Origin of the sequence: Aurantimonas marianensis (genome assembly GCF_024195285.1) — a bacterium.
GTDB classification, from domain to species: Bacteria; Pseudomonadota; Alphaproteobacteria; order Rhizobiales; family Rhizobiaceae; genus Aurantimonas; species Aurantimonas marianensis.
Genome location: NZ_JALHBS010000029.1, coordinates 16,795 through 39,830, shown reverse-complemented (window position 1 = coordinate 39,830; position 23,036 = coordinate 16,795). Strand labels below are relative to the sequence as shown.

15 protein-coding genes are annotated in these 23,036 nt (G+C 63.0%); 9 read left to right on the top strand and 6 right to left on the bottom strand.

The features are described from left to right. The first annotated feature begins 56 nt into the window (after positions 1 to 56). From MJ956_RS05175 to MJ956_RS05165, 3 genes are all read left to right on the top strand, one after another. Positions 57 to 1,067, top strand: a complete 1,011-nt coding sequence (locus MJ956_RS05175; RefSeq protein WP_253963409.1) for a TRAP transporter substrate-binding protein — start codon at positions 57 to 59, stop codon at positions 1,065 to 1,067. 89 nt (positions 1,068 to 1,156) lie between these two features. After that, on the top strand, positions 1,157 to 1,639 hold the full coding sequence (locus tag MJ956_RS05170) for a TRAP transporter small permease (RefSeq protein ID WP_253963408.1): 483 nt from the start codon (positions 1,157 to 1,159) through the stop codon (positions 1,637 to 1,639). Next, positions 1,636 to 2,940 (top strand): TRAP transporter large permease, encoded by a 1,305-nt coding sequence (locus MJ956_RS05165; protein ID WP_253963407.1) that lies wholly within the window; start codon positions 1,636 to 1,638, stop codon positions 2,938 to 2,940. Before MJ956_RS05170 ends, MJ956_RS05165 begins: the two co-directional genes overlap by 4 nt. Here MJ956_RS05165 and MJ956_RS05160 read toward each other — a convergent pair. Next, entirely contained in the window at positions 2,933 to 4,261 is a 1,329-nt protein-coding gene (locus tag MJ956_RS05160; protein ID WP_253963406.1) for an amidase family protein, read from the bottom strand. The two genes, MJ956_RS05165 and MJ956_RS05160, sit on opposite strands and share 8 nt — an antisense overlap. A gap of 206 nt (positions 4,262 to 4,467) precedes the next feature. Next, positions 4,468 to 11,307: an apolipoprotein A-IV repeat region-like domain-containing protein gene (locus MJ956_RS05155; protein WP_253963405.1), complete on the bottom strand. Its 6,840-nt coding sequence runs from the start codon at positions 11,305 to 11,307 to the stop codon at positions 4,468 to 4,470. A gap of 432 nt (positions 11,308 to 11,739) precedes the next feature. Between MJ956_RS05155 and MJ956_RS05150 the strand changes: the two genes are divergently transcribed. From MJ956_RS05150 to MJ956_RS05140, 3 genes are all read left to right on the top strand, one after another. Continuing rightward, positions 11,740 to 12,123 (top strand): Hpt domain-containing protein, encoded by a 384-nt coding sequence (locus MJ956_RS05150; protein WP_253963404.1) that lies wholly within the window; start codon positions 11,740 to 11,742, stop codon positions 12,121 to 12,123. Positions 12,124 to 12,334: 211 nt separating this feature from the next. Next, positions 12,335 to 12,655 (top strand): 2Fe-2S iron-sulfur cluster-binding protein, encoded by a 321-nt coding sequence (locus MJ956_RS05145; RefSeq protein WP_253963403.1) that lies wholly within the window; start codon positions 12,335 to 12,337, stop codon positions 12,653 to 12,655. A 53-nt stretch (positions 12,656 to 12,708) separates the two neighbouring features. After that, positions 12,709 to 13,740: an NAD(P)/FAD-dependent oxidoreductase gene (locus MJ956_RS05140; protein ID WP_253963402.1), complete on the top strand. Its 1,032-nt coding sequence runs from the start codon at positions 12,709 to 12,711 to the stop codon at positions 13,738 to 13,740. A 46-nt stretch (positions 13,741 to 13,786) separates the two neighbouring features. Here MJ956_RS05140 and MJ956_RS05135 read toward each other — a convergent pair whose 3' ends face one another. After that, positions 13,787 to 14,395 carry a DUF922 domain-containing Zn-dependent protease gene (locus tag MJ956_RS05135; protein ID WP_253963401.1) on the bottom strand — a complete coding sequence of 203 codons (609 nt, stop codon included), beginning with the start codon at positions 14,393 to 14,395 and terminating at the stop codon, positions 13,787 to 13,789. A 481-nt stretch (positions 14,396 to 14,876) separates the two neighbouring features. Between MJ956_RS05135 and dnaE the strand changes: the two genes are divergently transcribed. Continuing rightward, entirely contained in the window at positions 14,877 to 18,347 is a 3,471-nt protein-coding gene (gene dnaE, locus MJ956_RS05130; RefSeq protein WP_253963400.1) for a DNA polymerase III subunit alpha, read from the top strand. Here the strand turns inward: dnaE and MJ956_RS05125 are convergent. The 3 genes from MJ956_RS05125 to MJ956_RS05115 form a co-directional block, all read right to left on the bottom strand. Next, on the bottom strand, positions 18,342 to 19,742 hold the full coding sequence (locus tag MJ956_RS05125; protein ID WP_253963399.1) for a DNA polymerase IV: 1,401 nt from the start codon (positions 19,740 to 19,742) through the stop codon (positions 18,342 to 18,344). The genes dnaE and MJ956_RS05125 overlap by 6 nt on opposite strands. A gap of 71 nt (positions 19,743 to 19,813) precedes the next feature. Further along, positions 19,814 to 20,491, bottom strand: coding sequence for a DUF2608 domain-containing protein (locus MJ956_RS05120; protein WP_253963398.1), 678 nt, complete (start codon positions 20,489 to 20,491; stop codon positions 19,814 to 19,816). Next, entirely contained in the window at positions 20,488 to 20,766 is a 279-nt protein-coding gene (locus MJ956_RS05115) for a DUF3572 family protein (protein ID WP_253963397.1), read from the bottom strand. Before MJ956_RS05115 ends, MJ956_RS05120 begins: the two co-directional genes overlap by 4 nt. Positions 20,767 to 20,911: 145 nt before the next feature. Between MJ956_RS05115 and MJ956_RS05110 the strand changes: the two genes are divergently transcribed. Both MJ956_RS05110 and MJ956_RS05105 read left to right on the top strand, forming a co-directional pair. After that, positions 20,912 to 21,283, top strand: coding sequence for a response regulator (locus tag MJ956_RS05110; protein ID WP_206454052.1), 372 nt, complete (start codon positions 20,912 to 20,914; stop codon positions 21,281 to 21,283). 10 nt (positions 21,284 to 21,293) lie between these two features. Further along, complete coding sequence (locus tag MJ956_RS05105; protein WP_253963396.1) at positions 21,294 to 22,658, top strand: PleD family two-component system response regulator; 1,365 nt, start codon at positions 21,294 to 21,296, stop codon at positions 22,656 to 22,658. Positions 22,659 to 23,036 lie beyond the last annotated feature (378 nt).

Sequence of the window (23,036 nt, the reverse complement as noted above, 5' to 3'; positions counted from 1 at the left end):
CAGCAACGGCGGTGAATGGACTTCTGGTCCTGTGTCGTCAAACGGGAGGGACAGGGATGAACAGCTTCAAACTATTGGGGGGAACAGCCGTCGCGCTTGTCGTCATCGTCGGCGTTGCGACGCTCGGTGCCACAGCCCCGGCCGTCGCCCAGATCAAGCTGGTCGGGGCCAGCCAGTTCGACGAGAACCACGCCTTCACCAAGACCATGCGCAAGTTCGAGGAGTTGGTGAAGGCTTGCTATACCGAGGAACCGGTCGAGTTCGAGATGCACCTGAACTCCGAACTGGGCCTGGAAAAGGACTACGTCGCCTATATGAACCAGGGCTTGTCGGTGGATTATGCCGTAGCCTCGCCCGCGCATATCTCGACATTCTCGAACATGGCGCCGTTGATGGACATGCCATTCCTTTTTCGTGACGAGGAACACTGGAACAAAGTGCTCGAACAGGACCTGCTGAAGCCGGTCGCCGACGATATCCTCGAAAAGGCCGACATTCGTCTCCTGGGCTACGCCGGCGGTGGTACCCGCAACGTCTTCGCCAACAAGCCCGTATCCAACATGGCGGAGCTCAAGGATCTGCCGATCCGCATGCAGGGCGCCCCGATCTGGACCAGCGTCTTTGACGCGTTGGGCGCCGCGCCCACGGTCATCGCTTACAACGAGGTCTACAACGCCATCCAGACCGGCGTGATCGACGCGGCCGAAAACGAAGCGGCCGGCGTCGAGCAGATGAAGTTCTACGAGGTCGGGCCTGATCTCGCATTGACCAAGCACGCGATCACCATCCGCCCGTTGTTCATCTCCAACAAGACCTATCAGCGGCTACCGGAGAAACTCCAGGGATGCATCGACTCGGCCGGTGCGGAGGCGGGTAAATTCGGGCGCGATATCGAAAGCAGCGAAGATTCCAAGAAGCTGCAGGCGATGGTCGACAAGGGGTGGATCAGGACCCATGAATTTACCGAGCGCGACAAGATGCTTGAGGCGGCCAAACCTGTGCTTGAGGAATACGCCAAGGAACTCGGGGCAGGCGACGTCCTGAAGGCCATTCAGGACACGCGGTGATCGCACGCTGATGCACTATGCCGGCGCCAGACGCGGCGTCGGCGCGCCCTCGCGCTACTCCCGCCTTCGCTTCAGCCCACAGGACAGTCATGACCCGTGTCCTCGACGCCGTCCACCTCGTTCTCAGGCTGGCGCTGGGACTGCTCATCGCCGGTCTGCTCATACCGGTGACGGCGCAGATTCTTTCCCGCTTTACCGGCATCGTGCCGCGCTACATCTGGACCGAGGAGATCGCGCGCTTCTGCTTCGTCTGGATGATCATGGTCGGGGCCATGTGCGCCGTGCGGGACGGCACTCATTTCGACCTGGAAGTGCTTCCCGTATCCGCCAATGCCAAGGTCGAGGCGGCCAAACGCATCTTCGTCCAGATCATGATCCTCGTGGTCGCAGTGATCTTCATCTGGTATGGCTGGGACTTCATGCTGTTCGGCTGGTACCAGAAGTCGGAAATTTCTGCTCTGCCAATGAACTGGATCTTTGTCGCGTGGCCTTTGAGCGGAGTGGTAACGGCGCTTTTCGTGGCTGAAAAGATCGCCAAGGAAATCGCCCTCGTCAAAGGTGCCGGAGCATGACGCCGGGCACCGTCGCGAGCATTTTGTTCGGCCTCCTTTTTCTTCTCATCATCCTGCGTGTGCCCGTTGCGTTCGCCTTGGCGCTGGCCTGCATCCCTGTATTCTTCCTCGAGCCTCGCCTGACACCAGTTCTGGTGCTGCAGGAGATGTTCCGGTCCTACAATTCCTTCGTCCTTCTGGCCGTGCCGTTCTTTCTGCTCGCCGCAAATCTGATGAACGCAGCCGGGATAACCGACAGACTGATCCGGCTGTCCCGCGCCATGGTCGGCCATTTGCCGGGCGGAATCGGTCACGTCAACGTGGTCGTCTCGATGTTTTTTGCCGGTATTTCCGGGAGTTCGACGGCGGATGCGGCGGGAATCGGGTCGCTGCTGATTCCGCAAATGAAGAAGGAAGGTTTCTCCCCGTCCTTCTCCGTGGCGGTCACGGCCTGCTCGTCGGTGATGGGCGTCATCATCCCCCCGTCGATCCTGATGGTCGTCTGGGGCGGCCTGATGTCGGTGTCGATCGGCGGTCTCTTCGTTGCCGGAATCCTGCCTGGCATCCTGATCGGGCTGGCGATGATGGTCGCGGTCTATGTCTATGCCCGCCGGCACGGCATGCAACCGCACGGCCGCACGACGCTCAAAGAATTCGCCAGCGCCCTGGCGGGGGCGCTTCTGGCGCTGCTGACACCGGTCATTATCGTCGGCGGCATCGTCGGTGGTCTGTTCACGCCGACCGAAGCGTCGGTCGTCGCCGCGCTCTACGCACTCGTTCTAGGCCTGATCGTGTACCGCGCGGTCGGTCCGCGCGAAGTCGCCCATGTCTTCTACGACACGGGTCGGTTCGCGGCGATCGCCTTGTTCTGCATCGGCACGGCGAGCGCCTTCGGCTGGACCCTGGCCTATTTCAAGATCCCGGCCGCCCTGGTCAGCTATGTGCAGGTCATGAACCTGGGAATCGTGGAGATGGGTTTCGCGGTCGCGATCGCCTTCCTGATCATTGGCTGCTTCATCGATGCCATTCCGGCGATCATCATCCTCGGCACGGTTCTTTATCCGGTGACCCAGGAAGTCGGCATGCATCCGATTCACTTTGCCATGATCGGTATCATCAGCCTGGCTTTTGGCCTCGTGACGCCACCCTACGGGCTTTGCCTGCTGATTTCCTGTTCGATCGGCGAAATTCCCGTGAAGGCGGCGATGCGGGATGTGGCATTCATCCTGCTGCCAATGCTGGCCATTCTGGTGCTGGTCGTGGTCTTCCCTTCCATCAGCCTGTGGCTGCCACGCCTGTTGTTGCCGCAGTTCGTCAACTAACCTTTCGTCGGACGAAAGGCTCGAAACATTGGGCGATCGCGAGGATATCCCAATCCGCTCCGCCGGGGCCGAAGACCATCAGACCAGTCGGCAGCGATCCGGCGGCATGCATCGGGATCGTTGCGGCGCAACCATCAAGAAAATTGACAGTCGACGGATTGCGCAGAACCAGTGCGTTGAGCCGATCGTAATCGGCCTCAACTTCCGCGATCAGTGGCGGAACGACCGGAATCGTCGGGGCAATGAAGGCGTCGAAATCCGAGGCGAGAGCGGCGAAGGTGGCTTGTGCGGCGGCGCGTTCACCCCGCGCCTGCTCTTCCTCGCCGGGCGAGAAATCGGTCGCGGCCATGATCCGCCTGAGCACCCGCGGATCGCCGACCTCCTTCAATGCATCGAGATGATCGACGTGGACGCGGTGCGCTTCCGAGCCGACGATCACCCGATTGATCGCTCCCGCCCCTGCGAGCGCGGGCATGTCGACGTCGACCAGCTCGACGCCGTTTTCACTCAGGGCCTGGACAGCGGAGGCGAAGTCGGCGGCTACCTGCGCGTCGAGTCCCTCGGCGAGCACGGTATGGACGACGCCGATCCGCAAGCCCTTGGGTTCGCGCCTTGCGAAGTCCGGTGGCGTCTCGCCGCAGAGAACGGCATGAACGCCAGCACAGATTCGAATGTCTCTCGCGAGGGGGCCGACGCTGTCGTAGGACTGCGACAGAGGGAAGGCGCCGTCGAGCGGCACCTTCGCCTGGGTCGGCTTGAAGCCTGCCAGCCCGTTGAACGCGGCGGGAATGCGAACGGAGCCGCCGGTGTCCGATCCGAGCGCGACATCGGCGAGACCGAGCGCCACGCTGAGCGCGCCGCCCGACGTCGATCCGCCGGGTATCCGCGACGGGTCGTGGCTATTGCCGGGGATGCCGAAATGCGGATTGAGCCCAACGCCGGAATAGGCGAATTCCGACATGGTGGTTCGGCCAAAGGGGATGGCGCCCGCCGATTTCAGGCGCGTCACCACAACGGCGTCCGCTTCGGCTGGCGCTCTGTCGGCCAGATAGACCGATGCCGCCGTGGTAACCTCGCCGGCCTCATCGAAGAGGTCCTTGATTGAGATGGTCAGACCGGCGAGGGGGCCTTGCCGCCGGACGGGGTCGCAATCAAGCGCCTCCGCCGCGCGCATCACCCTTACCGCATCGAAGCGGGTGAAAATCCGTCCGGCGGTTTCGTCGCGCAGGGCTTCGACCCGATCGATCGCCGCACCGGTTCGCTCGGTCGCACGGAAGACGAGGCGGCCGGAGAGGCGCTTGAGCGGCGAGATATCTGTCACGGGAGAGTCCTTTTTCTTGGCGGCGGCAGACCGGGACAGACGCAGGTCGGCGATCCCGCATTCGTCCTCGTCACGCCAGGGCGATCTCGATCGCTTTCACAGATTGTCGATCGTCGGCGGCCATCTTCAACAGACGGACCATGCCGATCTGTTCAATCGGCATGGTCCGGTCGAGCGGCCATCGCAGATACCACCACGTGCCGGGATCAGCTGTCGAACCGACCCGAAGCGTGGGCAAGCATGGTGTAGACCTTGCCAGTGTCTGACGTGAGATAGGTCCTTGTGAGGTTGTTATCCGGATCCTTCCTCGCGATATCGCCGAGCAGGGTCTCGAAGTCCGAAAGGTAGCGGTCTACGGCCTTTTTGAACTCGCTATCGCGCTGATATTTGCGACGGATCTCGTCGAAGGTCTGCTGACCCTTCATCGTATAGAGGCGGCGTGTGAAGACATTGCGTTCGCCGCCGCGATAACGGTCCCACAGTTCGACCGAAGCCTTGTGGTCGATGGCCCGCGCGATGTCTACGGACAGCGAGTTCAAGGAGTCCATGACCGAGTCCGGCGAGCGGGCCGCCTGCGTCGTGCGCGCCGCCGGTTGCTGCTCGTCCGCGCCCAACGCGGAATTATCGTCCTGTTCCTCGTCGCGCGAGGCGCGGCGCAAAAGGTCTGACACCCAACCGCCCGAACGGCCGCCAGCCGCCGGAGTCTCTGCTGCCTCGCCTGGCTGTTCTGTCGGACGCACGGGTGACACGGCGCCGCTCGGGCGAGGGTCGACCGAGCGCATCTCGACCGACTTCGCTGGCGCGGTTGCCGAGCGGCTAGGCGTGTCGAAGTTCGAACCGCGCAGGTCCCGCGCCAGATTGCCATCGGTCATAAAGGATGCCGCGATCTGTTCCTCGACGTCGCGCTCCTGCTCTTCCGTCAGTTCGGCATCCGAGGACGACTGCGTCGCCTTCGGTTCTGCCCTTCGCTTTGCGCTGGCTGGCTGCGGAGCCGCCGCGGCGGACCGCGTCGACGCAGTGCCCCGGGTCGACACGTCGAAGGCGCGGCCGGATTGCGAGACGACTTCGGAAAGATCGCGCAGCGCCCGGATTTGCTCCGAGACCGCCCGCCGCATTGCTTCGGTGCTCGCTCGTGTTTCCTCCGGCAATTCGACGACACCGCGACTGATCTCGCTTCGGGCCGCTTCAAGCTCCTGGCGAATCTCGGCGGCGGTGCGACGCATTTCATCGGTTGCGCCTTCGAAACGCTGGCTCGCGTCCTCGATCACCGACTGAACCGCATCGCGCATGGCCTCTGCCGTGGCGCGCGATCGCTCCTCGGCTCCCTGCATCTTGCGATCAGCCTCACCGAGCGTCTCGCCCACGTCGGAAGAAAGTCGGGTCGAAATCAGACGAGAGCGCTGTTCAGTCCGATCGAATAGCCCGTCCATGACCTCTTCGAAGGAACGCATCAGGGCGCCGATTTCCTCGGAGCGCTTTACCAGCCCCGCTGAGAGCTCCTCGATGCCGCCATGCCCCCCCTCCAGAGTGGAGCGCAGCGTCGCCTCGCTCGAGTCGATCAGTTGCACGGCCTCGGCAAGCACGGCTCCGTGCTCCTGGAACCGGTCGGCGATGCTGGCGACCTTGGAAAAGGCCGTCATCGACAGCTTGTCGAGACGCTCGACATTGCTTTCCAGAAGGCGTGAGGACAGCGAGATCGAATTGGAAGCCTGCTCGGCCCCCTGGGTGAAGCGCGTCCCGGTCTCCTGCAGGGTCGCGTCGATGGCGCCCAGATTGCTCGCGGTTTCCTCGACGAGCCCGCGCAGCGAACCGCTCGTCTGCGACAGGCGGCTGATCAGAGAGCCGACCTCGCGCTGCAACTGATCACGCATGTCCGCGACGACGCCGACCGCGGTCGCCGCCTTCTCGTCGAGCGCGCCGAGAATCTCGTTGGAGGACTGGTTGAGACTGTCGATCGTTTCGCTGGCCCGGCGGCCAAGCGCAGCGACGAGGGCGGCGTTCTCGGCCCGAAGGCGCTCGGAGGCATCACGGGTGCTGTGTTCGAGCAATTGGGCGAACTCGGATCCGTTCTCGCCGAGGCGATCGAACATCGGCCGAGCCTCTTCGTCGAGAATGCGCGAGATATCGGCGGTGCGCGCGCTCAACAGCGCGGTCAGATCGCGGGTCTTGGCATCGAGTTCCTCGCCCATCATCCGGGCGCGGGTCGCGATGGCCTGCTCGGATTGCGACATCCTGTTCGAAAGGTCTTCGCCAACCGTTCCGGCACTTTCCAGAAGTTGCTCGCGGGCGCGCTCGGTCTCGACCCGGATCGCGCTCGAAATCGAGGCGAGGTGATCGGCCAGTTCGCGGCCCCGAACCATGATTTCCTCTCGCGCGCCGTCGGCATCGCGAAGGAGGCTCTGCGAGGCGTCCGTGACCTCGCCGCGCAGTTGCGAGGCAACCTCCATGACGCCGTCGCGCATCGACTGCGATGCGTTGGCGAGCTCGCTGCGGATCAGCTCGGTTGCGCCGGAGAGCTCGCTGCTGAGCGTGTTCGATCTCAGCATTTCGGACAAGCGCTCCGAAACGCCGGCAAGCTCCTCGGCAAAGCGCTGCGAGCGCTCTTCGAGGCTTCCTGCCACGCGATCCGTCTCCGTGCGCAGCTGGTAGGAGGTGCCGGACAGCCGGCGCGCAAAGCCTTCCGTGTTTTCTCGCAGCGCGACTGTCGCTGCGTTGGTCATTTCACGCATCGTTGCCGCGGCGTTTTCGACCTGGCTCGCGATTTCACCGGCGTCGGTGACAAACCGGTCGCGGCTTTCGTCGCCCGCCGAGCGAATCCGCTCGCTGGCCTCGCCGATCTGGGCCGCGAAGCTCTCGGCGTTGCGGGTCAACTGGCTCTCGACGGACGTGGCGATCCCGGCGAGGCTGTCGACGAGGGCCAGACGCTGTCCGGCGAGTTCCTCGCGCACGCCCTGTCCCTCTTCGCGCAGGCGACCCGACAGCTCTGCCATGGTCCTGGCAAGTTCATCCGCTTCCGTGGCGAACCGCGTGCGCGATTGTTCGGACAGCGAACGGATCACTTCCGCCGCGCCGCCGATGTCCTCGGCAATCCGGCCGCCTTCACCAACGAGTGTTGCACTGGCCTCGGCCGAGCGGCTCGCCAGATCATCGGCCAAAGCGCCGAGGCGCTCGGCGAGACGATCGGCTTCGCCGGCGATTTTGACCCGGGCCTCTTCTCCAGACGCCATGAACAGGCGATCGATGCCGGCGACTCTCTCGGAAATCTTGTTGCCTTCGGCTTCGAGGCTTTCGCGGGCGCGACTCGTCTCCTCGCTCAAGGCGGTGGTCGCCGCCGCCACGGTCTGGCGCAACGATTCCGCGATCATGGCCGCGCGATTGTTCAGCGTACGCTCGACATTGCCGAGGCCCCGCTCGAGCGCCGCGGAGATCGCGTCGGTTCGTTCGTCCAGCGCCCCGGTGAGGGTGGTCGAACCGGTCTCCAAAGCCGAGACAAGATCGTTCCGCCGGAGCTCCAGGGACGACGACACGTCGCCGACACTTTGCTCGATGGCGCGACGGACATCGTCGGCACGGTCGCCGAGGGTTGCGGCGGCGGAGCGCGCCGCTTCCTCGACGATCGCGGCGAGGCTGTCGCGACGCTCTTCAAGGACCGAAGCGAGGCGCAGATCGGCGTCAAAGAGTGCGTCGCTGATACCTTTGACGCGATCCTCTATTGCCGCGGCGATCGACTCGCGGCCAGCGTCGAACTCCGCGCCGATCTGAGCGGTGCGCTCATCGAGGCCGGACAGAAGCGATCCCTGCGAGCCATCGACGATGGCATGAATCGCTGCCATTCGTTCGTCGAGACCATCGATGAGAAGGTTCCGCGCCTCCTCGACGATGCCTCGCAGCGCCGCCGTCCGGGCATCCAGCCCTTCGCCGACGCGCATCACGCGATCGCCGATTTCGTCGGTGATAATGCGGGTACGCCCGTCCAGATCACCGATCAACGTCTCGCGACCCGTCTCCATGACGAAGCGGATGGTCTCGAAGCGATCGCCGAGTTCGTCGCGCAAGGAGGCAGCGACGCCGTCCGCAGTGCTTCGCAGCCGTTCGGTCCGTTCGTCGAGCCCCTCGACAACGCTGGCCAATGCGCTCTCGATCGCCGCCAGTTGGGACCCCGCATTGATGGCAATGCTGTTGCCGAAGTCCTCGGTCCGCTCATCCATCTCGCTGCGCAGACGCTCGGCGTTCCTGTCGACCTCGCCGACGATCGCAAGACGCGAATCGTCAATGACGGTTCTGAGCGACTGGACGCGCTCGGCGAGTTCGTCGACAACATGGCGCACGGCGTCGTCGAAGCCGCCGGACACTCCGGAAATTCGTTCATCGATCGCGGCAAGGAGGGCGCTATGGCTTTCTTGCGACTGCGACCGCAGCACGCTCGTCCGCTCGTCGATCACCGTGCGCATGGCTTCTTGACGCTCGTCGAGAAGTCCAGCCAACGCGCTCGTCTGCTCGTCGATACCCTTGGCTAGCGCACCCTCACTCGCCCCGATGAGGTCTTCCATGCGAGCCACGGTTTGCTCGATGGTGGAGGTCAGGCTGGACCCTCGCTCTTCGAGGTTGCCGAGCAGGCTTTGCTGCGCGAAAGCGAAGGACGCTTCGAGATTCTCGCCGTGAGAGGCGATGGTCTCTTCGAGCGCGCTTGCCCGGCCGTCGAGCGCCGCACGGACGCCTTCCGCCCCGCGTTCGATCGAGGCCTCGATCTCGCTGCGGCGTTGTTCGAGCAAGGTCTCGAGGCGCCCGGCCGTCCGCTCCAGGGCCGCGTCCATCTCGTCCGCCCGCTGCGCGATATTGTCGACGCGGCTGTCGCTGGCCAGATCAAAGGCCAACAGACGATCGTCGATCGTGCCGGCGAGCTTGCCCGTCCGTTCTTCCATCAGGCCGTCGAAGCCCGCGAGGCGCTCATCGAAGAGAGTACGCAGTTCGCTCGTCCGTGCCTCCAGGGCCGCCTGCGTCAGTGCAACCGCATCGCTGGCTTTCATTGAAAGATCGGAATGACCGGACTGGAAGGCCTCGACAATCTCGCGCGTCCGTTCGGAAAGCGCGCCCGCGAAATCCTTGGTGCGCGTTTCCAAAGCCGCCGTGATGCGATCGGTCGAACGCTCGATCGCGTTGGCCCGCTGTTCGATGTCGGTGACCAGCGAACCCCCTCGATCAGCCAAGGTGCGATCGATCGAGGCGATCCGATCGTCGAGATCGCCGATGGTCCGGCTGTTGGCGTCGGCGAGAATCTGGCTGGCCCGCTCTGTCCGCTCGCCGAGAGTGACATCGAGGACTTCCAGGAAGCGCCCGGATTCCTCGTCCAGTTTCCGGCTGCGCATTTCGACGCTTTCAGTGAGATTTGTAAGGAACAGTTCGTTTTTCTCGCCGATTTCGCGCATCCGCTCCTCGAACGCGCCATCGAGGCTGGCCAGGAAGGTTTCCCCATCCATCGCCATGCCGATCGCCCGGTCGTCCAGAAGGCTGGTGAGGTTGGCCAGGAATTTCTCACTGTCGGCGGCGAGCGCTGCGCCACGTGATTTCAACAGGCCGGTGGCCGCGTCGCCCGATGCGACGAGGCGGCTCTCGATATCGTTGCCGACTGAAGCAAGCTGTTCGAGCAGTTCCAACGACCGTTGCTTGAATTCGGCTGTCCGACCCTCCAGCAGACGTCCGACCTCTTCGCCGGTGGCGTTCAGCCTTTCGCTCGCCTCGTCACCGGCCTGTGTCAACCGGGCGATCAAGCTCTCGCTATCGGCTGCGATGCTATCGCTGGCCAGACGGCGGCGCTCGTCGAACATGGCGATGAAATTCTCGCTGCGCTCGACATATTCACGGGCAAATGCCTCGCCCCGCTCGTCGAGCAGCCTCGTGAAACGCTGGGATGCCTCTTCGATCCGCTGCAGGATGTGCTCCGACGTTTGATCGACGTCCTCGACGAGCCGCTGATGCGAACCCACGACGGAGGAGCGGAGATGTTCGGCGTGCGACAGCATCGCCTCACGCTCGGCTCCAAGATCCTGGACGAGCGTGCGAATCTTACCTTCGTTGTCGGCATAGGCCCGCTCGAGAGCGCCGACCTCAGTGCTGATGACATTTTCCAGATCGGACGTGCGGGAGAGGGCACGTTCAACGCCCTCGCCGAGAGCGGCAACCTCGCGACGGACCGCCTGACCGACGCTCATCACCCGTTCCGTCGCGATAGTTTCCGGCTCGGCGAGGCGCAGCGCCACTTCGGCCAGCGAACGACTAGTAAGGCGCAAGTCGGCGGCTCGGCGGATCATCACCGCGAAGGCGAATATCAACAAAACGGGGACGACGGCGACGGCCGTCAGCAGGAGCAGGTCACGCTGTCGCGCCGGGCTTGCAAGGCCACTGGAAAGCGTGCCGAAATCGATGCCATAGAGGCCCGAAGCCATGAAGCCGACAAACCCGATCCACCCGATCGAAACGGCAAGAGCGGCCCAAATCGGAGCCCTCGAGGCGCGCCGGTCGAGCAGCGCCTGAGCCATGACGGTGGTTCGCCGCTGCTCGTCATTGGCGGGGGACTGAGCATAGGCACGCGGTGTTTCCGCGCTCCGAGGCGCGGTCGGTTCGGCGTTCCCAGGCTCGCCCGCCCGCGAAGGGCCAGCGGAAACGCCGCTCTGACGCGAGGGTTTCGCGCTCGAGTCGGAGGTGGCCTTCGACGGTGCTGCAGCAGTCTTGGCGGGCGTCGCGCTCGCCGTAGCCTTCGCCCGGGCACCGCCCACCAGGTCGGAAACCGACGCACGCCTTGCTCCGCCAGGGTTGTCGGCGTTCTCTTCCGTCCGCAGACGGCCCGCTGTTTCATTGATCTGCCGCTCGAAATCATCGAGCGAGAATTCGACCTTTGTCGCGTCGGCGAATGTATTTTCCTCAAGATGACCTGACGCCTCCGTCAGATCGTCCGAAATGCCCGGTTCCTCGAAATCGAGCCGAAGCGCCTCTTCGATTTCGTTGACCGCATCGTCGGTGAGCGGATCAAAAGATTTGGTCTTGGACATCGCTGTCGCGCCTCAATACTCGTTACTTCGGATCCGTCACGACGACGGTCGCCGCGTTGGCGCAAGACAGTAGCGCCCGACCGATACGGCATGCTCCTATAGCCGGTCGACCGGAGGCGGCCGACAGGCAGTTTCGCATGCTTCATGCTAGTTAGCGAAGCCGCTGAAAGAAACCGTAAAACCGCCCGATACGTACAAGTTTAAACATAAGGTTAACGATCTGGCGAGAAATGCACAGGATTTTTGACGGAGGCCGAGAGCGTAGGGCTTGCGCCGCAGCCGAACAGACTGCTCGCGACCGCCGCGAGCCTCGATTCCTTCGACGGTTTTAAGGTTGTATCCACCTTGTTTTCCGATGGTGGAGGCCGCGATAAAATAATTAGACCAGCGCCACGTGGTCGAGTCGCGGTCTCTCGTTTTCGGAGCACGAGTATGGCAGCAGTCACACGGCAAATGAAAGAGGGTCCGGCCATCGAGCCGGCGGTAGATGCGGCTCGATCACCCTCGGGGCGGCGGCCAATCGACCTGGTGCATCTCGCCCGCCAGACGTCGGGCGACCGGAAGCTCGAGGCCGAAGTGCTCGGACTTTTGATGCGGCATCTTGAAATGTTCGATGAGCGCCTGGAAATCGCTACCAGGGACGAATCCCGATACATTGCGCATGCGCTCAAGGGGGCGGCCCGGAATATCGGCGCCTTTCCACTTGCCGACGCGGCCCAACGCTTCGAGTGCTCGGTTCTCGACAGCGATGCCGTGGCGGCCTTGCGATCGGAAATGAAGGAGACGGCCCGGTTCGTTCGCTCGTTGCTGGGCTGATGATGCGCGCGCGCTTCCGTCTTGTCGCCCTCCTGTTGACTTTCGCAGGCGCCGAACTTTAACCAAACCCATGATCGTGGTGGAGCCCGTTCAGTTCGGTGGCTGATGCGATCTTCATGGCGTCAACCGACCGTGCGCGAGTGTTTTTTCGACCCCCGTGTTGGCGGGGCCGATCCTATCCTCCCGAAACCGAGAGCAGAGCGTTGCAGGCATGACAAAGATCACCTTCGTGGCCCCCGATGGAACCCGTTACGATGTCGATGCGCCAAATGGCTCGACGGCAATGGAGAACGCGATCAAGAACGATGTTCCGGGGATCGAAGCGGAATGCGGTGGCGCCTGCGCGTGCGCGACCTGCCACGTCTATGTGGACGAGGCATGGACGGAAAAGACCGGCGAGCCGGAGGCGATGGAAGAGGACATGCTCGACTTCGCTTACGATGTGCGTCCGAACTCGCGGCTGTCCTGCCAGATCAGGATCAGCGTCGAACTGGACGGCCTCGTTCTGACCGTGCCGGAACGCCAGGCCTGAACGATGCGCCGCGTCCGCCTTCGCGGGAATAGGCCCAACGGAGACATGTTTCGATGCAGCGCGTGAAGACCGATGTGGTGATCGTCGGGGCCGGCCCGGTCGGGCTGTTCGCCGTATTCGAGCTCGGGCTCTACGATCTCAAATGTCATTTGATCGACATTCTCGACCGACCCGGCGGCCAATGTGCCGAGCTCTATCCCGAAAAGCCGATCTACGACATTCCCGCATGGCCGGTGATTTCCGGCCACGACCTCACCGAGAAACTGCTGCAGCAGATCGAGCCGTTTCACCCGACGTTCCACTTCAACCGCATGGTGACGAGCTTGGAGCGGCTCGACGGGGGCGGTTACCTAGTAACGACCGACGAAGGCGAGGAATTCGAGTGCAAGGTCGTCGTCATCGCGGCCGGAGGCGGCTCGTTTCAGCCGAAGCGTCCGCCCGTGCCCGGTATTGAAGCCTATGAAGGAACCAGCGTTTTCTACTCGGTGCGCCGCATGGAAGAGTTCCGTGACCGCGACGTCCTCATCGTTGGCGGTGGCGACTCCGCGCTGGATTGGACGCTGAACCTGCAGCCGATCGTGAGAAGCCTGACCCTGGTTCACCGGCGCGACCAGTTTCGCGCGGCGCCCGATAGCGTCGCGAAAATGACGGCGTTGCGTGATGCGGGTAAGATCACATTCCAGATGGGGCAGGTGACCAGCATCATCGGTCGCGACGGCGTCATGCAAGGTGCCATCGTCAAGGGTCCCGACGGCGCCGTCGAGGTAACCGCCGACCGGATGCTGCCATTCTTCGGCCTGACTATGAAGCTGGGACCGATCGCGAACTGGGGTTTGAACCTCCACGAAAATCTCATTCCCGTCGACACGGCCCGATTCGAGACGTCCGAGCCGGGAATTTTCGCCATCGGCGACATCAACTGGTACGCCGGCAAGTTGAAGCTGATCCTCTCCGGCTTTCACGAAGCGGCACTGATGACGCAGGCGGCCAAACGCATCGTTCACCCGGACGACCGGGTGGTGTTTCAGTACACGACATCATCGACCGACCTGCAAAAGAAGCTGGGCGTCGGCGGAGCGAGATAGGTGAGGGTGGGGCAACCCATCATCGGCATCGCGCGACCGGCGAGCGCTACCCGCCGGCTTCGCCCCGCAGGTTGCGATTGAGGGCGCGTCGGAGCCGGAAATTGACTTCACGACCTTCGATCGTGTCGAACTCGATCTGAGCCCGCTCGTGGCCGGCAAGATAACGTCGCGTGACCGTGTTCACGTGCGTTTCCATCTCGGCGCAGGTTCGTTCTGTCCGCAGATTTCGGACCGCCATTTCCATCCGTTTCAGCCATGTCTTGGCAATGGAGGCATGCTGGTTCTCGTGACGTTTGATGTCGGCCTCGAGAGTCCGCCAGACCAATATCGTTTGCGGGGAAACCCGCTTGGGTGGCGTCCATTTCGGCAATGTGAGGTGCAGCGTGAGGCCCAGATCCACACGGGCAACGGCGCAACCTTCGGCAACTTTCTTGTAGGTCACCTTGCCATCGAATTTCACCTCGGTCGCACCGGGGTGACGAAGGCCGGTTTCGGCGACATAGGGACCCTGTCGATTGAGGTCCGCGTCCAATTCGGCGAGCGTCGAGCCGCGGACGGCGAAATAGCTGGTTTCCTGACTAACCGATCCGGCATTGGCGGCGCCGGTCCATAGCCAGGCTAGACCCAGCACGATCGTCCCCATCCTCACGCGCATTGCACAGATCCTTTGCGACAAGAAGTCCGTAGCGGCTACGCTATCCGATCGTGTGCACAACACAAGCGCCGCGCGGGTGGCTCGCCTGCGAAAGGGCCTGAGACGAAGTGGGTCGCACACGGCCCGCATCTTATCCAGCCCGGTGGTTCCACCTTCGCCTTGACATAGAGCGCCAAATAGAACAAAACATGAACATCAAACGAAAGGATCATCTCATGACCGCTGTCGCCAAGGATCTGCTTTCTCTCGTTGCCGTTTCGGGTTTCGTCCTTAGCATTAGCCTGTTGATCCATGCCGTTTAGGGTACTTTTTCTGGGGATCTAACGGTTCGGGCCTTATCTGGCGGAACGGCTTGGGTTACCTCCGGCGCGAAACGCGTGGACGGCTGTTAACGGACGCGGTTGGCGAAGAAACCGGACGGTTCTTCCGATCTGTGTCGAGCCGCGGTGCCGAGGCCAAGAACAAACGGGGGTGATCGGCCATGACGGAACCGACGACATGCGATCCGAAATTCATTCACCTTCGGGTTCACAGCGCGTTTTCGCTGCTGGAAGGCGCTTTGCGGTTGGATCAGATCATCCAGTTCGCCAAGAAGGATGGTGCGCCAGCGATCGGGATCAGTGACACGAACAACCTGTTCGGGGCACTGGAGTTCTCCGAAAAGGCCGCGAAGGTCGGCATACAGCCGATCATCGGATGTCAGCTTGACGTTGACTTCGGCGACTCTGAGTCCGAGGAGCGCGGCGGCCGCAAGGACCGGAATTTGGCGTCGATCGCGCCGCTGGTGTTGATCGCCGCGAGCGAGGCCGGCTTCGCCAATCTCGTCGAAATCGTTTCGCTGGCTTATCTCGGGCACCCCGACAATCCCAAGCCGCACGTCTCGATCGACTGGCTGGCGGAACGGGCCGAGGGAGTGATCGCATTGACGGGCGGGCCGCTGGGTCCGATCGGAGCGGCGCTTGCCGCCGACCGTGAGGCAATCGCCCGGAGCCGGCTGGAGAGTCTGGCATCGATCTTCGGCGACCGTCTCTATGTCGAGTTGCAGCGCCAGGAAGGGCGAAGCCGCAAGGTGGAGGCCGGGACGGTTCGACTGGCCTATGATTTCGCGCTTCCGCTGGTGGCGACCAACGAGCCTTTCTTTTTAGGTCGCGACGATTTCGAGGCGCATGACGCGCTGATCGCGGTGGCGAGCAACCGGCTGGTCAGTCACGAGGATCGGCGCCGGCTGTCGCGGGACCACAGCCTGAAATCGCAGGGCGAAATGGCGGTGCTGTTTGCCGATTTGCCGGAAGCACTTAAAAATACGGTCGAGATCGCGCGGCGTTGTTCTTACCGCCCAACGACGCGGGCGCCGATCCTGCCACGTTTCGCCGGCGCGGACGCTGACACGGTCGAGGCCGAGGCTGCGGAAATCGCCGAACTTCGCCGGCAGGCCATCGAAGGCTTGGAGAAGCGGCTTGCGGCGCATGGCCTGGCGCCTGGCGAGACCGAGGCGAGCTACCGCGAGCGCCTGGATTTCGAGCTGTCGATCATCGAGCGCATGAAATTTCCGGGCTATTTCCTGATCGTCTCCGACTTTATCAAATGGGCCAAGGGGCAGGGAATTCCGGTCGGACCCGGTCGCGGCTCGGGCGCCGGCTCGCTCGTCGCCTATTCCCTGACCATCACCGATCTCGACCCATTGCGTTTCTCGCTGCTCTTCGAGCGCTTCCTCAACCCCGAGCGCGTATCGATGCCGGATTTCGATATCGATTTCTGCCAGGAGCGGCGCGAAGAGGTGATCCGCTACGTCCAGGAGAAGTACGGGCGCGAGCAGGTCGGTCAGATCATCACCTTCGGAACACTGCAGGCGCGCGCGGTGCTGCGCGACGTCGGCCGCGTGTTGGAAATGTCGTATGGCCAGGTGGACAAGCTCTGCAAGCTGGTGCCGCAGAATCCCGCCAATCCGGTGACACTCGCCCAGGCGCTGGTCGAGGAGCCGCGGCTGCAGGAAGCGCGGGAGAAGGAAGAGATCGTAGACCGACTGATCTCGATCGCGCTGAAGCTGGAAGGGCTCTACCGGCACGCCTCGACCCACGCCGCCGGGATCGTCATCGGCGATCGTCCGCTGTCGCAGCTCGTGCCGATGTACCGCGATCCGCGCTCCGACATGCCGGTCACCCAGTACAATATGAAATGGGTCGAGCCGGCGGGCTTGGTCAAGTTCGACTTTCTGGGCCTGAAGACCCTGACGGTACTGCAGACGGCAGTGGAACTCATCGCGCGGAAGGGCATCAAGATCGATCTTTCGGCCATCCCGCTCGATGATGCCAAAAGCTACGAAATGATGACCCGCGGCGAGACCGTGGGTGTGTTCCAGGTGGAATCGGTCGGGATGCGCAAGGCGCTGATCGGTATGCGGCCGGACCGGTTCGAGGACATCATCGCCCTTGTCGCGCTCTATCGGCCGGGCCCGATGGAGAACATCCCGACCTACAACGCCCGCAAGCATGGGGAGGAGGAGCCGGACTTCATCCACCCAATGATCGCGCCGATTCTGAAGGAGACGCAAGGCGTCATCATCTATCAGGAACAGGTGATGCAGATCGCGCAGGTGCTGGCGGGATACTCGCTCGGCGAAGCTGATCTTCTGCGCCGCGCGATGGGCAAGAAAATTCGCGCCGAAATGGACAAACAACGGGTCCGCTTCGTCGAGGGTGCGGTCGGGAACGGCCTGCAGAAGGCCCAGGCGAACATGATCTTCGACCTGCTGGCCAAATTCGCAGATTACGGCTTCAACAAAAGCCATGCGGCCGCCTATGCATTGGTGGCGTATCAGACGGCGTATCTGAAGGCGAACCATCCCGTAGAATTCCTGGCCGCCTCGATGACCCTCGACGCGGGCAACACCGAAAAGCTTAATGATTTCCGCATGGATGCCATGCGGCTCGGGATCACGGTCGTGCCGCCATCCGTCCAGACTTCTCACAAAACTTTCGAGGTGGGGGATAACCGAATCTTCTATGCGCTCGCAGCGATCAAGGGCGTCGGGGAACATGCGGTCGAGCACATCGTGGAGCGACGCGGCGACGTGGGGTTTGCCTCACTGGAGGATTTCTGCGCCCGGATCGATCCGAAGATCGTCAACAAACGCACGCTCGAGTTCCTCATCGCGGCGGGCGCGCTCGATTGTTTCGGCCACGACCGATCGCTGTTGAGCGGCAATATCGAGCTGATGTCCTCTTATGCGCTGCGGGTTCATGAGGGCCGAAAATCGGGGCAGCACGACATGTTCGGCTCGATCGGGGATGCGCCGGAGCCGTTACGGCTGAACCCGGCGCCATTGTGGATATCGTCGGAGAAGTTGTTGCGGGAGTTTCAGGCGATCGGCTTCTACCTCTCGGCCCACCCGCTTGACGAATACAGGGCGACGCTGAAGCGGCTGCGGGTGCAGACGCACGCGGAAGTCGTCGCTGGGGTGAAACGCGGCGCCAGCGCCGGCAAGCTCGCCGGCACCGTGACGTCTCGGCAGGAACGCAAGACGCGGAGCGGCGGCAAGCTTGGTATCGTCCAGTTGTCGGACCCCAGCGGCCAGTACGAGGTAGTGCTGTTCTCGGAAGCTCTCTACGCCTTTCGCGACATGCTCGAGCCCGGCACGTCGGTCATCGTGACGGTGTCGGCGGAGGAACGACCGGAGGGAATCTCGTTCCGCGTTCAGTCCGTTCAGTCGCTGGAAGACGAAGCCGTTCGCATGCAGAAATCGCTGCGTGTCTTCATGCGCGACGCCGCGCCACTGCAAAGCTTTCGCGGGCAGCTCCAGGGCGATGGCGACAGCGAGGTCTCGCTCGTTTTGGTCCGCGACGGCGGCGAGCGGGAGATCGAGATCATGCTTCCCGGCCGCTACCGTGTGTCGCCGCAGATGGCGAGTGCCGTCAAGGCAGCCCCGGGGGTGCTCGACGTCGAGCTTTCATAGGCGTTTGAGGGGACCGCTGCCCGCGTCGGAAGGGCGGGGGTGTTCTCGTGAACCGGTCTGGTACTCTCGGGAAGCCGGGTTGTTTTCGTGTGGTCGTGCCGGGCGGGACACTCCGAAATCGGCGGCCTGCCGGAACGTATAGCCGGTCTCTATCGAGCCTTGTCCGAAGCGATCGCGCAAGCGGTCTAGAGCCGCCTCCGCCTTGGCCCGCTTGGCAGCGCCTGGATCAACGAGATCGTTTGGATCGGCGAGGGCGGCAGGACTGAAATCCGCGCAACCGACGCCGACGAGCCGGAACCGGGTTCCGTCGATCTCCTTTTCGATGAGGGCGAGACCCGTTTCGAATATCCGATCGGCCAAACGCGTCGGATCGTGGAGTTTTCGGCTACGGGTGCGTATCCTGAAATCCGCGGTTTTCATCTTGAGCGTAATCGTCGAAGCGGACAGCTCGGTCGCTTTCAGCCGGCGGGCAACCTTTTCGCTCAAGCTCCGCAGGACCGGCACCAGTTGCTCGCGTTTCGACAGGTCGTGATTAAACGTGGTTTCCGCCGAAATGCTCTTCATGTCGCCGCGCGGATCAACCGTGCGGATGTCGATACCGCGCGAGAGACCGAATAATCGCTGGCCCATGCGGCCGTATCGCTTCATCAGGTCGGCTTCGGCAATCGCCTGAAGCTGGCCGACGGTCGTGAGCCCGTCTTGCCGCAATGACCGGTCCATCGCTTCGCCGACCCCCCAGATCATCGAAATCGGCCTGTCGCGCAGAAATGCGAGGGTTTCGGCGTGGCCGATCACCGAGAACCCACGCGGCTTTTCCAGATCGCTGGCGATCTTGGCGAGAAACTTGTTGTGTGACAGGCCGATCGAAACGCTGATGCCGAGTTCGGCTTCCACATCCCGCGCAAAACGGGCGAGGGTCATCGCCGACGGTTGCCCGTGGAGTCTTTCCGTGCCGCTCAGGTCCAGGAACGCCTCATCGATCGACAGCGGCTCGACCAGCGGGGTGATGGCCAGCATCATGTCGCGAACCGCGCGTCCGACCTCAGCGTATTTCGCCATGTCCGGACGAAGGACGACGGCGCCGGGGCAGAGCTCCAACGCCTTGAACATTGGCATGGCCGAACGCACGCCGCGGATGCGGGCGATGTAGCAGGCGGTGGCTACCACGCCGCGGTGGCCACCACCGATGATCACGGGCTGGTGGCGAAGCTCGGGCCGGTCGCGCTTTTCGACGGCGGCGTAGAAGGCATCGCAATCGATATGGGCAATGGCGAGTTCGGCGAGTTCGTCATGTCCGACCACCCGCGGGCTGCCGCACGTCCGACAACGCGCGCCCGCCCTGTCGTCCCGGACCAGGCAATCCCGGCAAAACCGCAAAAAAGGTGAGATGGACATCACGACCTCGGCCGATTCCCGGCGGCAAGATTAGCCAAGTGCGGACGAAAAGGGAATTTTCAGCGGTCTGGTCATGGCGTTCTGTTCAACCGGACGGCACCCAGTATGATCTCGATGATCGCCTCGGCCTCGTTCCAGTGGGCCGCCGCGTGGGTGCCCGCGGGAAGCGCCGGAAGATGCGGCCGGAACACGGTGTTCGCCATCAAATGCACAAGATGCACATCGGGAACGCTCTTGCGGACCCCGGCAAGATTGGGTGGCAGATCGTCGGCAAAAATGAGAGGGCCGCGCCAACGTCCGGCAAGTTCGGCGACGATCGCGCCTTTCGAGCGCTCGGTGGCGATCATTGGATAAGGCAGACCCTTGCTGTCGAGCAGCGCCCGTCGGTGCGGATAGTAGGAGGGCGTCATTGCCGTCAGGAAGAGGATGTCCGCTTTCTTCGAAAGCCGATCCAGCGCCGCGTCGACGCCGGCCACTAGCGGCTGTCGCTTTTCCTGGGTCTCGTAGAGAAGCTGGGTCACGCGATCCAGCTCCGAACCCGCCAAGGCCGCACCCGTGGAAATTGAGCGTACATTGCCGGTCAGTCTGAAGCTTTCCGGGTGGAGGCGCGCGCCGTGTTCCTCGAGCAGTCGGCCGAACGGATCGATGAATTCGAGGACGACCTCGTCGACGTCCAGCACCAGCAGCGCATCATGGGTTTTCGTCAGCGAGGCGATCGGCGGACCGGCGGTGACGCTGCCGCGGCTCACGGCTGATCCGGAAAAGGACTGTCGCCCAACGCCCGCCGGGCCGCGGCGACGCGGGAAGGGTCAGCACCCGCGTCGGCCGCGAAGGCAAGCAGCGTCGGTTCGTGTGCGAGGATGAAATCGAGAACACCGGGCAAAAATCCCGGCGTCGCGGCAGCTTGCCGCAGCGCGTACACTTCCAGCCCGGTCAGCGCCAGGAAGCGGTCGAACATTGTCGGATCGGCGGCGATAAAGGCGAGCGCCGCGACCGCCAACGCTTCCGCATCCTGCCGATTCATCCCGGCGCCGCGACAGCCTTCATGCAACCTTTTGTTATCGTTAAGAGATGGCAACCCGTCCATTCCCACTTCTTAAATCAAATCAGAGTAGAAGGGACCTCGATAGCGCAAGATCGCAAGTCGGTCGAGGCAAGGAGTGTCGCCCATGGCGAAGACCGTGATGATCGTCGAAGACAACGAACTCAACATGAAGCTCTTTCGCGACCTGATCGAGGCGCATGGTTACGCGACCGTGCAGACTCGCAGCGGGCTGACCGCGATGGACCTTGCCCGCGAACATCGTCCTGACCTGATCCTGATGGATATCCAGCTTCCGGAAATCTCCGGCCTCGACGTGACCCGGGACCTCAAGGCCGATCCCGATCTGAGCAGGATACCGGTGATCGCTGTTACCGCCTTCGCGATGAAGGGCGACGAGGAGCGAATCCGTCAAGGCGGCTGCGAAGCCTATATTTCGAAGCCGATCTCGGTCACCAAGTTCATCGACACCATCCGCTCTTTCCTGGGCGAAGCCTGAGAGCCGCGCCATGACCGCTCGAATCCTGCTTGTCGACGATATCGAGATGAACCTTCGCGTTCTCGAGGCAAGGCTGTCGGCGGAATACTACGATGTCGTCACCGCGATGAGTGGCGCCGACGCGCTGGACATCTGCCGCAGCCAGCCCATCGATCTCGTGCTCCTCGACGTGATGATGCCGGAGATGGATGGATTCGAGGTCTGCCGACGGCTCAAGGCCGATCCGCGCACGATGTATCTTCCGATCGTTCTGATCACCGCCCTCGATCAGCCCTCAGACCGGCTTGCCGGGCTCGAAGCGGGCGCCGACGACTTTCTGACCAAGCCCGTCCGCGATCTGCCGCTGTTCTCCCGGGTTCGCAGTCTGACGCGCCTCAAGCTGGTGACGGATGAATTGCGGCGGCGTGCCGAAACAGCGATCAACCTCGTCGGGGCGGAGGACACCGGCGGCGACGGACGCGAGCCGCTCGCCAGGCTTGCCTTCTACGGGGAGGATGCCGACGAGACGCGGCGAATCCAGAAGCATCTGAAGGGAATTGTGCAGGTCGAGACCGTCGCGGACGCGGCCGGCTTGATCGCTGCCGCCGTCAACGGAGCCGCTGACGCCGTGTTGGTCGACATGGCGGCGAAAGCGGTCGATCCGTTGCGGCTCGTCTCGCAGTTGCGGTCGAACGAGGCGTCGCGGCTCCTGCCGGTTCTCGCGATCGCGGCGGCGGACGACGACGAAACCGCTGCCCGTGCGCTGGAACTGGGTGCCAACGACTATATCCAGCGTCCGCTCGACCGCCACGAGCTGATCGCCCGCATCCGGACCCAAATGCGGCGCAAGCGCAACGACGAGCGCCTTCGCCAGTCTGTCGAACAGACTATCGAGCTTGCCCTGTCCGATTCCCTGACGGGACTGCATAATCGCCGCTTCTTCGAGACGCATCTTGCCACGGCCGTGCAGCGCGCCCGCACCACCGGCGCGAGCTTCTCGGTGCTGATCGCCGACATCGACCACTTCAAGCGCGTCAATGACGGCTGGGGGCACGAGGCCGGCGATCGCGTGCTCAAGCAGTTTTCCGCGCGGCTGAGCGATTGCCTGCGTTCCAGCGATCTGGCCTGTCGATTCGGCGGGGAGGAGTTCGCGATCCTCATGATGGATGCTGATTTCGATACCGCCATGTCGATCGCCGATCGAATCCGTCGCAGCGTCTGCGAAACCCCCTTCGACATTGGCGGCGAATCGATCGACGTGACCGTCAGCGAAGGTTTTGCCGTCTTCGATGCGGCGCGCGACGATGCGCTGACTTTGGTGAGACGGGCGGACCAGGCGCTTTATGCGGCCAAGCGTGGTGGCCGCAACCGGGTCGGCACCGCCGCGGCAGCTTGAATACGCGTCGACGTTGCAATGGCGTGAGCCGGTCCGTTGCCGCCGCAAGACACCGTGGCTAAGCTCCTCGACTTCGGAAGCATCGGCCTCGTGGTGCGGGCGTCGGCGCGCCTCCAGGAGGCGAAATCCGCAGCCGCTTGATGACGTTTCGAACGAAGTCGAAACAGAATGGCCTTAACCATTTCTTAAAAGTCTAGAGCCAATGGCGCGCAATGTCGTTGCAATTGAATCGGTTCTGGGCGAATCTGCAGACAGAAATCGAAGGTCAAGAGGCAAACGGAAGACCTTCGAAGTTACCCCCATGGAATGCTCAGGTCCGCCGCATCTCCTGGGTCCCGTGGGGAGGTCGGTCGGTAGCGTGCGCATGCGGTTTCCTCG